This is a genomic window from Bacillus sp. AFS029533, from assembly GCF_002585125.1.
In the GTDB taxonomy this organism is placed as follows: domain Bacteria; phylum Bacillota; class Bacilli; order Bacillales; family Bacillaceae_G; genus Gottfriedia; species Gottfriedia luciferensis_B.
Genome location: NZ_NUQC01000042.1, coordinates 18,874 through 31,748, shown reverse-complemented (window position 1 = coordinate 31,748; position 12,875 = coordinate 18,874). Strand labels below are relative to the sequence as shown.

Here is a 12,875-nt window from a genome sequence, read left to right as displayed (position 1 = left end):
TTAAGGCTTTTGTAGGAAGTAATGTTTAAATATTATGTAAAAATCAATCTTAGACTAGTCAGTACTAAACCAATAATAAATCCACAAACAGCTCCATTGACACGAATCCAAGTAATATCCTTACCAATTTTATTTTCCAATAAATCAGTTATCTCTTCAGTAGATAATTTTTCAATATTGTATCTTACTAAATCACTAATTTTATGGTGATATTTTTCAACTGTATTTGTTAATAGTTTCTTAAAACTTTGCTCAACAGTATCAATCCAATTAGAATTTTTAATGAAGTTAATTATTTTTTGGATCGCATTAAAAATAAACTCTTCATCATTAATTTTTGTTCTAAACATTTTAATTGCTTGATCTACAATATATTCATAGCCTTTATTTTTCCATTCATCTAATTGGCGAATAATGTTTTCATTCGATTTAGTTTTATCAGCTTCCATTCGAATAAACGATAAAATGAAATTCCTACGATCACTATTAGGGTGTTTTAATTCCGTTAGTAAATCGATTAATCCGCTATGTATAAATTCTGTTATTTTCTCTTCTCCAATCATTGGTAGAAATGCTTTAATCATAAAAAACTTTCGCTCGATAAACTGTATAACTTCTTTACCGATTAATTCCTTAATATGTGGTAGGCTAACAGTTTCTTCGATTTTATTAATTAAAAATTCATATGTCTTTGCATCCCATTCTTTTTCAATAACCGTATCGACAGCTTTACTTAATAAATTCTGAGATGATATGGAATCAATTGTTGGTTTAAATGTATTTAATAAAAATTTTTTGATTGTATCATCCTGAATAGATGCACCAAACTGTTTGATTGAATGAACCATTTTATTTCTTGATTCATCATTTTCAAGTATCTTTTCAAAAGCATTAATACCTTGATTAACCCAGTCACGTTCTTCTACCTTTTCAATTAAACTTTCCTTACTTAGCCATTGATTATTAAGTGTATTTAAAATCCCCTCAGTAATCTTCTTTCTATTCTTAGGTAATAAAGCTGTATGTGGGATCGGTATACCAAGAGGATGACGAAACATTGCAGTTACAGCAAACCAATCCGCAAGACCACCAACTAAAGCTGCCTCAAATCCACCAGAAAGGATTTGAAATAATTTAGATTGAAACGGCATTGTTGCAGCGAAACCACAAGTTGCCACGATTAGTGAAATATTGGCTAGCCGTTTTGAATTCTTTTCTTTCATTTAGTAAAAGCCTCCTGTATCTATTTGAAAATAGTATATCATTCCTTTAATCTATTTTCTAAAATCAATTCTAATAAATAATAAAAGATTTGGTCCGTAAGCATAATTGTAAAGTTTTTTAAATTTACTATCAAAAAAGAGACTGTTTTCACAGCCTCAATGTATTGAGTATCGATCTGCTAACTAATTTTGAAGCAGTTGAGTCAGTTAAAAATTCAATTGAAAATGATGACATGTAATATTTAAACTATTTTTAAGATAAAACCTATGAGCATCGTAACGTTGTACCCCAGAATCTAGATGAAATTGTTCACAATTATTTAGTTTTGCTTCATTAATTAACCAATTCCACAAAATTTGTGCATAGCCCTTTTTACGATGATTTTCACTTGTAATTAAGTCGTCAACATAAAAGTATTTCCCCCATGCTAATGATTCTGTTATACGATAACCAGCAACAGCTGTTACTTCATCATTTTCAATCACGGCTACAAGTTGATAATGATTTGTGTTGATTAATCTGTTAATCGTGTTAACAAATTCATCTTCTCTTAAATGTGGACGTAATTGACTTACTGTTTGAAACGTTTTCAAAATATCCGAACTACTATTCATTATTTTTACTTCTGCCAACTTTTATCTCTCCATTCATAAAAAGGTTCTACTTTAAAATACCACAATTTTCTATTTTTTTTATGAATTGATGTTTTTAAATTTTTGGTTTATGGTTCAAAACCTTTTTGACTAATAAAAAGCTGATCCTCAGAAAAATATTTTTTAAATCGTTGATAAACGATATGATAGGCATCTGGACCATACCAATCTTCTAAATTACGCTCAGCATATTTTTTTTCAATACCAAGACGACCAGTTCGTTTTCCTCCGCTTCCGTCACCCATAAAAAAATCATCGATACAGATTCTATGAACAATTTCCGATAATCTTTTTGGGAAATTCTCGCTACTAGGGAGAATAGGAGCGATTGTAGCTTGGGTTGGAATTCCAGCATTTACAAGCTCTTCGATGACTTTAAGTCGTGCATTAATAGGAGGTGCATATGGTGAGAAAAACTTTCTTATTTCATCCAAGTCTGTTTCAATCGTCATACTTACTCGTACTTTCTCCTTAAATAGCTTTAAGAGATCAATATCTCTTTTTACAAGCGGACTCCGAGTTTGAACGAATAAAAAATCTGGTTGATTTTGCAGCATGACTTCTAATAGACTTCTAGTCAATTTTTCTTTATATTCAATCGATTGATATGGATCTGTGCTAGATGACATAAAAATGGTTACTTTATCTTTGCTTTTTGCCTTTTTCAATTCTTTCTCTAGAATAATAGGGGCACTCTGTTTAATATCAACCCAACTACCCCATTCTTTTTTTCGAAAAAGTGAAACAGGCATTTGTCTTACATAGCAATATGAACATGCATATGAGCAACCAGTATAAGGATTTAAAGAGTGAGTATATCCTGAGAGAAAACCTGTACCTTTATTTAGAATGGTTTTTGGATTTTTATAAAATATTTCACTTTCCATCCAAACACCTCCTAATTAATTAGTTTCTATTTTCAATTTTTAAAAGACTTTTTTTCATTTCTAAACCACCACGATAGCCAGTTAATGATCCATCCTTTCCAATTACGCGATGACAAGGAATAATGATCAATATTGGATTTGCACCAATTGCTCTCCCGACTGCTCGAACAGATTTTGGCTTATTTAGGTAACTCGCAATGTCTGAATAAGTTTTAGTTTCTCCATAACCGATCGAGCATAGCGCACTCCAAACTGAATTTTGAAATGCAGTACCACGAAAATCAAGTCTACTATTAAAATTAGTCCGCTCGCCCTCTAAAAATTCAATAATCTCTTTTTTATAAGCTACTAATATTGTTTCATCTTCTTCCATTTCAATTCCAGGAAAGTATTTATCCTTAAATAAAATTAATTCTTGAATGGGTCCACATTGTGAGCCTACGAAACATAACCCTTTTATTGTTGCAGCAATATGAATCTTCCATTTTTTATGTTCAATTAAAGTCCAATATAGTTTTTCAGTTGAATGCAATTTAAATCACCCTTTGCTCTTCATGGTCTTATTTAAATTTTATTATAAACTTAATTAAGAAAAATGGACTGATATTAGAATGAAAGAGCAAGAATTTGAAAAATATTTTAAAATGAAACTGCAAATAAGTGCTGGATAACTTCATTATGTCGTCCTGGTGAATTGAAAATGGGGAATCTATCTGTGCAAATAAAATTGTACTGCAATAAAAATCTGAAAATCGCAATTAAAAACGGCTAAACTGCAATTAAAATTAGAGAATAGCAAATAAAAACGGCTAAACTGCAATTAAATTCAAAAGAATAGCAAATAAAACAAAAAATTACCCATACCAGTTAAGGTATTACATCCAATAGATTGTACAATCGTGAGTAATATTAAGTGAAAAGCTAGCAATTTTACTCTAAACCTTTTTAGAATGAAAAAACATTGATGTATATAGGCATATTACCTGCAAAGAAAGGTCATTTCCATCAAGAATTCCCTAATGCCTCGTACATTCTACCAAACATTAGGCGGGGCCACTTTAAATAGCAACCTACTAAATTAAATAGCCCCTTTCCGATCGACAAAGCTCAAAAAATGTATTTTATTTCTGCTTCTCAATCATATCCATTACTAATTTTTCAGCTGCATTTTTATATAAATTACTCATATTAACGAAAGAAGTAATTAAGAGTAATTTCTCAATATATTCTTTACTTTCATCATCAATATGTTCAATTTCTTTGTTTACATTTTCACTAGATTGTTGCAGTTCAGTTTTAAACTTTTCAACGTTTAGTTCATTTAAATATAAAAAACTTGAATATATATCATCAATATTAATTTCATTGTTTTCAAGTATTCTTTGATTTAACCCATTTAGAGTTTCTTTAATATCATTAATCGAAAGTGCACCTTTTAAATGATAAATTAAACTGATTAAAATGATGTGATTCTTTGTGTATTTCTTATTTTTTATTGGGAAAAGCAATTTAGCTTTAGCGTAATTATTAATCATTGTTTTTGTCATTACTTTTTCATTTGAATTCGGTTTCGCAAATTTATTATCAAATAGTTGGATTACTTGATCCATATAAAGATCTAGATTAGGAATATCCTCTAATAATATTTTTTTATCTACATCTATTTGTTCAATTAATTCATTAATTTTTTTCATTTTTCTTCCTCTTTTTATGTAATTTACGGGTTAATTTTATCATAAAAAAATTGTTCTTTAAACACTTGACTATATAATATCGTTGATGATAACTTTATATGTAGTTATCAAAACTACATAACATAGTTGGAGGAGATATATATGGGGAACTATATGCGTGAACCTATTAATACCATGACACATTTAGTTGGTGCTGTTTTATCGCTATTTGGGTTAGTAGCGATGGTTTTAAAGTCAACTTTTTCTGGTGGGAGTGTATTACAAACATCTGCGGTTATTGCATTCGGTGTAAGTATGATTCTTCTCTATTTAGCTTCAACGACCTATCATATGGCAAAAGCTAGCGATAAAATAATCGCTTTTTTAAGACGGATGGATCATTCAATGATCTTTGTCTTAATTGCAGGTACATATACTCCTTTTTGTATCATTAGTCTAAAAGGTACATTGGGATGGATTATCTTTTCGATTGTATCTTTCATTGCATTTTGTGGTGTTTTGTTCAAGTTGATTTGGTTTAGTTGTCCAAGATGGTTATCAACAGCCCTTTATATCGCTTTAGGCTGGGTCATTATACTTGCTTCGGCACCTTTATCTGATGCGATTAGTATGAAAGGAATGTTCGCACTAATCTTAGGTGGAATTTTCTACACGTTTGGTGGTGTGATTTACGGAATTAAGCCTAAATTTTTATCTTTTAAAAATTGGGGATTTCATGAAATTTTTCATATTTTCATTATGCTTGGAACACTTTGTCATTTCTTCTGTGTTTATTATTTTGTAATCTAAATAAACAAAAAACCATCCTCAATGGATGGTTTTTTGTTATTTTAAGATACCTGTTCCGACAATTTTCACTTCAACTTTTGGTTTAATTGTAATTTTAGCATAGTCTTTGTCCCAATCCAGTTTTTTCCACACGTCAGGATGAAATGAAATTAACTGTCTGCCAATTCCTAAAGCATCACAATTTGATTCTTGAACTGTTTTAATGATTTTTTCAGCTTTTATTGTTAATTGCTTTGAAATTTTTTTATTTAACATATCAATTTCTTTTTGGGAAGCTAAATCATCATGTGCGTACTCAAGTGTATCAACGTCCAGTTTAAGATTTAAATTTACGGTTATTTTATTGTCTTTTGAAACTTTAATTTTCATTTTTGGCTTGTTTTTTTTCACTTGAATCGTTATATACCGTTCCCTAATATCTTTTTCTTTCGGAATAACTTCTAAATTAAATCTTGCGTACTTCTTCATTTGATCTTTAAATAAAAGCAACATAGTAGGTTCATCACCTAAAAGATTATACCCTGTATATTTCTGATCGTTAAATAATGCTACCCCAGAAATATCAATCAATTTATCATCATCTTTTTCAATTAGCGGTAAAAAAATATCTTCACCTGGATCGAACATAATTGTACAAATCGTTTGGACATTTTCAATAGGAATCATCGTATGGCTTTCTGCGTTAGTTATTAGATCTAAAATTTCTTCACTTACAAGGGTTTCCTCTACTTTGCTTAATTTTAAAACATCTACCGCTCGGCCCTTAGTAATAATAACTTTTGCACCTAATGAACTTCTTGGGTCTCTATATATAACATCGAATATAGGATAAATAGCCTGTTTAGACAATTCATCTCCAAGTAATAAAACCCTTGTTTTATTAGTAGCATAATCTCCTGCTACTTTTCGAGTAAATTTTATTCTTGAAGCATTTGTTGTTTTTCCTGTAGTAGTAATAATGACATTTGTTGTTTTAACTTGTGAAGGATCACTTCCGCCTTGACTATTTGTTTTAATGACTGCAGTTACTTGCATATTATTATCCTCTGCTAAGTCAAATCCAGCACTATAAACTAGCCTAGACTCCTTTAGTAATCTTTGATCCCAACAACTAGTTAAAGGCAAAATACAAATTAAAGAGATCAATACCATTTTATATTTCATATGAATTACCGAGTTCTTTCTTTTTTCTAATAAGCGAAACAATTAATAAAATTAAAGGTAATACAAAGATAAAAACATAACTTGTAAAAGAAAGAATTGTCCCAAATTTCATTATAAATTCTTCACTATTTGGTAAAAAAGTACAGATAATCGCCATGACAATTCCTATAAAAATAGTTGTTTTACTATGGCTTTTAAACTTTAAGAGTTTGCTGATTCCGAAACTAGTTAAATATAAGTAGGTCACAAATGAAGTTAAGATTGGTACAACCCAAATAGATAGAAAGACAAGGTCTAATCTTTCAATTACTTCATATGATAATGATTTTAGTAAATATAAGATTGGCTCAGGTATGATTTCAATTTCTGCTTTGCTAAAACTCATATAACTTGTAATTAAAAAAAATGTATACAAGAGGCTTACAAAACTAATAGCGATCGTTCCTGCTTTTAATATTTTATTTGGCTTTCCTTTTACATACGGAAATAATACTAAAATGAACTCAAATCCCATCATTGAGATTAAAGCATCATGTGCTCCTATAAAGATGTTTTTTACACCCGCCTGTCCAATTGGAAATAAATAGCGGTAATTTACATTATTGTAAGAACAAAATTCAAAGAAAATTAAAAATAAAATTAAAATACAAACGAAAGTAAAAAATCGTGCGATTACTTTCATATTTTCTTTTGCTAAATAAACCCCTGTACCAACTATAAAGATAATTAATACATAAGGTGGAGTAAATGTAAGAATCCACTTTTTTAGTACTGAAATGGTGATGATTACCACATAAATCGCAACAATAAAGAAAAATAAGATATAAAGATACGAGACTACAATCCCAATATATTTACCGACTATTTTCGTTGTATAATCATAAATCGTATCTTTCGGAAATCTCGTACCAAGTAACCACATTATAAGTAATAGTAAAAACACTCCAACACCAGCAACTAATGTTGAAATCCAACCATCGTGTTCTGCATGTTTATGGACTACATATGGTAGTGAAAGTAATGCCACACCAATTTGAGCTTGAATGATGACGAATGTGAATTGCGTTATTGAAAGCATCTTTTCATTTTTCATCATTTTTCCATCCTCTAGAATTATTTTCTCGTTTAAAATTCTTTGGTAAAGGTGCAAACGGTCGTTTTTTCATTTTCCATGATGGCGCACGAACAACTGTATCTTTTAGGTCTGATTTTCTAAATGGAGCAAATGGCGCAAAATATGGTGACCCAAACGATTCAAGTTTACATAGATGGATTAGGATAATACTAAGACCAAAAACAATTCCTATTAATCCTATTAATGATGCTGCAAACATTAAAGGAAAACCCAGTAATCGAACAGATGTTCCCATTTCATTGTCCGGTACAACAAATGATGCAATTGCAGTAAGTGAAATAACGACAATCATAGTATTTGAAACTAAATTTGCCTGTACAACAGCAGTTCCAATAACTAAACCTCCTACAACACCTATTGTTTGGGCAATTGGATTAGGTAACCGTATTGCTGATTCTCTAAGCAATTCTAACATTATTTGCATTCCTAGAGCTTCAATTAACGGTGGGTATGGAACGTTTTCTAATGAACTTTTTACATTAAATACTAGATCTATTGGAATAATTTCAAAGTGAAAAGAAACTAATGCAATATATAAAGCAGGCAATGATATAGAAATTAAAAAACTAACCAATCTTAAAATACGTGCAAATGAAGCGACCATCCATCGGCTATTATAGTCATCTGGTGATTGATAAAACGTGAAAAAAGTAATTGGTAAAACAAGTGCTGAAGGGCTACCATCTGTTAAAATAGCAACCCTTCCTTCCATTAAGTTTCCAGCTATTCGGTCAGATCGCTCAGTTGTTAATACTTGCGGAAAAGGTGAATAAGGGTCATCTTCTATGAATTCCTCAAGATTACCTGGTGAATGGACATAATCAACATTTATATAAGAAAGTCTTCTATGGACTTCCTTAACTAACTCCTCATTTGCAATCGTATCAATATATATAACTGCTAATCGCGTGTCAGATTCTACCCCTAATGATAAAGTTTTTACAACAAGATTAGGATTACTAATTCTTCGTCTTATTTGATTAATATTTGTCAGTATACATTCTACTAATCCGTCATGGGAGCCCCTGATCGTTTGCTCACTACTTGGCTCTTGAATAGATCTATTTTGATAGGAAGTAGTTTCTAAAATAACTACATTTTTCTCAAATTCTGTGAAAATGAGCGTGTTTCCTTTTACAATACTGAGAATACATTCATCAAATGAATCCGAACTTTTAACATCATTAATTGCTACTGTATTCGGAATCGTATCCTTTGGATTATTAATAAGTTGTTGAATAATTTGGACTTCAAGAGCTTCCCTACCTACAATTGTACTAATATAGACAACTACAATCTTTTTATGATGAAACATTAAATGTCTGATTGTTAAATCACTTGTATTTATTAATGATTTTTTTACATTTTCTACATTCTGATCCAAATTTCCACTAATTTCGATGATTGAACCTCGATTATTTTGGTTATGTTTATTAGAACGCATTATGCATTTCACCTAATTTCCAAACTCATACAATAAATTAGATTTATTTTGTGTTAAATTAAGGTTATTATTCACTTGTAAATTCCAGTATTTGTAAAAATGTTAAAATTTGAATAAAAAAGGCGATCCTAACAGTCAAAGTAATGACTTTAAGGTCGCCTTTTTATTGTACTTAATTATTCATTTACTCTTTTTTTCCAAATTCCAAGCATGATCGCTGTGATGATAGAGCCAATTAAGATAGCTAGTAAATACAATACTGGTTTATTTACTAACGGAATCACAAATGCTCCACCATGAGGGGCAGGTAATGTAATACCAAATGCCATTGCAAGTCCACCTGCGATTGAAGAACCTACAACAGAACTGACAATTACCCTTACTGGGTCTGCAGCAGCGAATGGAATCGCTCCTTCTGTTATAAAAGAAATCCCCATAATATAGTTTGTAATACCTGATTTACGTTCCATTTCAGTAAACTTTGATTTGAAAAGTGTAGTAGCTAAAGCAATACCTAATGGAGGTACCATACCACCTGCCATTACAGCAGCATGTGGTGCAAAATTATTTGCTGCAATTGCAGCAATACCAAATGTGAATGCAGCTTTATTTATTGGTCCACCCATATCGACTGCCATCATTCCACCAAGAATTAATCCTAACAATACAGCGTTTCCACCATTTAAACTACTTAACCAATGAGTTAAAGCTGAATTTAAATAAGTTACAGGAGGATTAACGACTAATTCCATTAATATACCAGTAATTAATAATCCAAATACTGGATATAATAGAACCGGTTTAATACCTTCTAATGATTTTGGTAACTTAGAAAATACTTTCTTTAGTCCAAGTACAACATAACCAGCTAAGAAACCTGCAATTAAACCACCTAAGAATCCCGCGCCAGCACTTGAAGCTAAAAATCCACCAACTACCCCTGGTACAAATCCAGGTCGATCGGCAATCGAACTTGCAATAAAACCAGCTAATATTGGAACTAAATAACTAAAAGCACCAGTTCCTCCAATTTTCATTAACAATTCAGCAACAGGACCTTTTGTATGAATTCCTCCAAAAGCAAATGCTAACGCAATTAGAATTCCTCCACCAACGACAAAAGGTAACATATTACTTACACCATTCATTAAGTGCTTGTAAATTCCTGATCCTTGATTAGTTGAAGAACTTCCACCACCATTATGATTAGCATGAAAAATTGGTGCATCTTGTTTAACAGCTCTTTCAAGTAATTCCTTTGACTTGCGAATTCCATCTGCTACAGGGACTTGGATGACATGCTTTCCATCAAAGCGATTTACTTCAACTTGTTTATCCGCTGCTACGATAATAGCTGCTGCTCTATTAATCTCGTCTTTTGTTAATTCATTTTTTATCCCTGTTGATCCATTCGTTTCAACTTTAAAATCAATATTTAATTCTTTTGCTTTTGCCTTTAATGCATCTGCCGCCATATAAGTGTGAGCAATACCTGTTGGACATGCAGTAACTGCAAGTACTAGTGGACGTGAAGAATCTTCTATAACTGTTTCTTCTTTTTCATCATTTAACGATTTTTCTTTTTGATCGATTAACTGAATAATTTCATTTGCATCATTTGCACTTAGTAAAGATCCGCGAAATTCTTCATCCATTAATAGTGAAGATAATCTAGATAAAGTTTCTAAATGCGCATTATTTGCACCTTCACTAGCTGCAATCATAAAAAATAAATGAGCCGGTTGACCATCAAGTGATTCATAATCAATCCCATCTTTTGATCGACCAAATGCAATTGCAGGAGTCTTAACCGCCGCTGTTTTAGCATGTGGAATTGCAATACCTTCTCCAATTCCTGTTGTACTTTGACCTTCACGTGTTAAAATCGCTTCTTTAAACTGTTGTTGATCGTTTAATTTCCCGGCTTGATCTAATACCTGTATTAATTCATCAATTACTGACATTTTTGATGATGAATTCAAATCAATGAGAACTGTATCTATTTTTAATAATTCTGTGATTCTCATATTTCGCCCCCCTAATCTTTTTCAATCTTTACTTGATTAAGTAATTCTTCAATTTTATCTCTTTTTGTTAAATCCTCTGAAAAAGCGGTAGCACTACCTGATGCTACACCTACTTTAAATGCAGTTTCAATATTATTTGTTTTTACATAAGTACCAACAAAACCAGCCACAAGTGAATCACCTGCACCGACTGAATTAATTACTTCTCCCTTTGGAACATTTGATACATAAACAGAAGACTCAGTAATAAGAATCGCTCCATCACCTGCAAACGAAATCCCTACATTTTGAGCACCCATATCAACTAATTTTTTACCGAACGGGATTGCTTGTTCAATTGAAGTAATTTTGACATCAAATAAATCACCTAATTCATGATGATTTGGCTTGATAAAAAATGGACGATGTTTAACCACATCTAAAAGTACTTTTCCACTTGCATCTACAATGATATGAATTCCATTTTCTTGTCCCCACAAAGTCAATTGTTCATATAAATCAGACGGTAATGTATTAGGGATATTACCAGCTAATACAACATAATCACCTTTTTTAATTTGTTTTAGTTTATAAAAAAATTGATCTAGTTTTTCTTCGGAAATTGCAGGGCCTTGACCGTTAATTTCCGTTTCTAGTTGAGATTTTAATTTTATGTTAATTCTAGAATCGCCTTCTACTTGAACAAAGTCAGATATAACGCTTTCATTTTCCAAGACATTTTTAATAAAATCTCCTGTAAATCCTCCAACGAAACCAAGTGCTATGCTTTCGACATCTAATCTTTTCAAAACTCTAGAAACATTAATTCCTTTACCACCAGGAAATTTATTTTCCCTTTTCATTCGATTAATTTTTCCTAACCCTAGATCCTCTACTTCAACGATGTAATCAATTGAAGGATTAAGTGTTACTGTATAAATCATGATTTCACTACCTTTATCAAAGATGTTTTTTCCTCTAATTGTTTGGCTAGAGCATCATCTATTTCGTCCGTTAAAATAATTGCTTCTTCAATTTCACCAATCTTCGCAAAACTTGTTTCGCCAAATTTACTGTAATCAGCTATTATAAATACTTTCTCTGAAATAGAGATTGCTGTTTTCTTTACAAACGCCTCTTCAGGATCTGGAGTAGTGTAGCCAAACTCGGGATGGATACCGTTCGCCCCAATAAAACATTTATCAAACCGATAATTCTTTAGACTTTCAGAAGCCATACTCCCAATCAACGCTTTTGTATGCCCTTTCATTTTTCCACCTATAAGATAAGCAGACACTTCATTTTCGAAAAGAGCTTCAACATGCATTAATCCATTCGTAACGACTGTTACATCTAACCCCTTTAATAAAGGAATCATTTCGAATGTAGTACTACCAGCATCTAAATATATACAATCGCCTTCATTAATTTGAGTTATTGCAAGCCCGGCGATTAATTTTTTACTTTGAACGTTTTTGGATGTTTTTTCAGTCATACTTAATTCAGTGGCTTTGCTATTGATTGAAGCTGCTCCACCATGAACTCTTTTTAAGAGATTAAGAGACTCAAGCTCAACTAAATCACGACGAATTGTCGACTCAGAAGTATTTGTAGCCTCTACGATATCCCTCAATTTCACAATACCCATTCTCTTTATCATCTCTATAATGAATTGTTGTCTTTCCGGAGTTAACATAGAATTCATCCTTTCATAGAACCAAGTATAAGACACAAAAAATAAAAAATCAATCATTTTCTTCCAAAAACATTCATTAACAACCTAAACCATTCAAAAGCTTTCAAAATCGTTCAAATTTGTAAAAATTTGTAAAAATTTACAAGCTACATTAAACTAAAAATAAGTATTTACATTTTTTTA

12 protein-coding genes are annotated in these 12,875 nt (G+C 31.3%); 1 reads left to right on the top strand and 11 read right to left on the bottom strand.

Features of this window, described 5'->3' with window-relative positions:
• Positions 1-32 precede the first annotated feature (32 nt).
• The 5 genes from COE53_RS20015 to COE53_RS19995 form a co-directional block, all read right to left on the bottom strand.
• Complete coding sequence (locus tag COE53_RS20015; protein WP_098948624.1) at positions 33-1,223, bottom strand: DUF445 domain-containing protein; 1,191 nt, start codon at positions 1,221-1,223, stop codon at positions 33-35.
• Positions 1,224-1,430: 207 nt separating this feature from the next.
• Entirely contained in the window at positions 1,431-1,856 is a 426-nt protein-coding gene (locus tag COE53_RS20010; protein WP_286143660.1) for a GNAT family N-acetyltransferase, read from the bottom strand.
• An 89-nt stretch (positions 1,857-1,945) separates the two neighbouring features.
• Entirely contained in the window at positions 1,946-2,764 is an 819-nt protein-coding gene (locus COE53_RS20005; protein WP_098948623.1) for an SPL family radical SAM protein, read from the bottom strand.
• 19 nt (positions 2,765-2,783) lie between these two features.
• Positions 2,784-3,296 carry a methylated-DNA--[protein]-cysteine S-methyltransferase gene (locus COE53_RS20000; protein WP_098948622.1) on the bottom strand — a complete coding sequence of 171 codons (513 nt, stop codon included), beginning with the start codon at positions 3,294-3,296 and terminating at the stop codon, positions 2,784-2,786.
• Between the two features lie 589 nt (positions 3,297-3,885).
• Positions 3,886-4,458, bottom strand: coding sequence for a DUF1836 domain-containing protein (locus COE53_RS19995; RefSeq protein WP_098948621.1), 573 nt, complete (start codon positions 4,456-4,458; stop codon positions 3,886-3,888).
• Between the two features lie 141 nt (positions 4,459-4,599).
• Between COE53_RS19995 and trhA the strand changes: the two genes are divergently transcribed.
• A complete protein-coding gene (gene trhA / locus COE53_RS19990) occupies positions 4,600-5,247 on the top strand; it encodes a PAQR family membrane homeostasis protein TrhA (protein WP_098948620.1) in 648 nt (215 codons plus the stop codon).
• Between the two features lie 36 nt (positions 5,248-5,283).
• On the opposite strand, the gene COE53_RS19985 is transcribed toward trhA, so the two are convergent.
• The 6 genes from COE53_RS19985 to COE53_RS19960 all read right to left on the bottom strand — a co-directional run bounded on the left by COE53_RS19985 (position 5,284) and on the right by COE53_RS19960 (position 12,692).
• Positions 5,284-6,411, bottom strand: a complete 1,128-nt coding sequence (locus COE53_RS19985) for a Ger(x)C family spore germination protein (protein WP_091021179.1) — start codon at positions 6,409-6,411, stop codon at positions 5,284-5,286.
• A complete protein-coding gene (locus COE53_RS19980) occupies positions 6,401-7,507 on the bottom strand; it encodes a GerAB/ArcD/ProY family transporter (RefSeq protein ID WP_091021178.1) in 1,107 nt (368 codons plus the stop codon). Before COE53_RS19980 ends, COE53_RS19985 begins: the two co-directional genes overlap by 11 nt.
• Entirely contained in the window at positions 7,494-8,990 is a 1,497-nt protein-coding gene (locus COE53_RS19975; protein ID WP_098948619.1) for a spore germination protein, read from the bottom strand. The genes COE53_RS19980 and COE53_RS19975 overlap by 14 nt, the downstream gene beginning before the upstream one ends.
• Positions 8,991-9,166: 176 nt before the next feature.
• Positions 9,167-11,017, bottom strand: coding sequence for a PTS fructose transporter subunit IIABC (locus tag COE53_RS19970; RefSeq protein ID WP_098948618.1), 1,851 nt, complete (start codon positions 11,015-11,017; stop codon positions 9,167-9,169).
• Between the two features lie 11 nt (positions 11,018-11,028).
• Positions 11,029-11,940 carry a 1-phosphofructokinase gene (pfkB, locus tag COE53_RS19965; protein WP_098948617.1) on the bottom strand — a complete coding sequence of 304 codons (912 nt, stop codon included), beginning with the start codon at positions 11,938-11,940 and terminating at the stop codon, positions 11,029-11,031.
• Positions 11,937-12,692, bottom strand: a complete 756-nt coding sequence (locus COE53_RS19960; RefSeq protein WP_286162603.1) for a DeoR/GlpR family DNA-binding transcription regulator — start codon at positions 12,690-12,692, stop codon at positions 11,937-11,939. Before COE53_RS19960 ends, pfkB begins: the two co-directional genes overlap by 4 nt.
• Between the last annotated feature and the right edge of the window lie 183 nt (positions 12,693-12,875).

What these genes read in the sequence shown, in the direction of transcription:
- COE53_RS20015 (WP_098948624.1), bottom strand. Translation starts at nt 1,223, where the DNA reads ATGAAAGAAAAGAATTCAAAACGGCTAGCCAATATTTCACTAATCGTG.
- COE53_RS20005 (WP_098948623.1), bottom strand. Translation starts at nt 2,764, where the DNA reads ATGGAAAGTGAAATATTTTATAAAAATCCAAAAACCATTCTAAATAAA.
- COE53_RS19995 (WP_098948621.1), bottom strand. Translation starts at nt 4,458, where the DNA reads ATGAAAAAAATTAATGAATTAATTGAACAAATAGATGTAGATAAAAAA.
- trhA (WP_098948620.1), top strand. Translation starts at nt 4,600, where the DNA reads ATGGGGAACTATATGCGTGAACCTATTAATACCATGACACATTTAGTT.
- COE53_RS19985 (WP_091021179.1), bottom strand. Translation starts at nt 6,411, where the DNA reads ATGAAATATAAAATGGTATTGATCTCTTTAATTTGTATTTTGCCTTTA.
- COE53_RS19980 (WP_091021178.1), bottom strand. Translation starts at nt 7,507, where the DNA reads ATGATGAAAAATGAAAAGATGCTTTCAATAACGCAATTCACATTCGTC.
- COE53_RS19975 (WP_098948619.1), bottom strand. Translation starts at nt 8,990, where the DNA reads ATGCGTTCTAATAAACATAACCAAAATAATCGAGGTTCAATCATCGAA.
- COE53_RS19970 (WP_098948618.1), bottom strand. Translation starts at nt 11,017, where the DNA reads ATGAGAATCACAGAATTATTAAAAATAGATACAGTTCTCATTGATTTG.
- pfkB (WP_098948617.1), bottom strand. Translation starts at nt 11,940, where the DNA reads ATGATTTATACAGTAACACTTAATCCTTCAATTGATTACATCGTTGAA.
- COE53_RS19960 (WP_286162603.1), bottom strand. Translation starts at nt 12,692, where the DNA reads ATGTTAACTCCGGAAAGACAACAATTCATTATAGAGATGATAAAGAGA.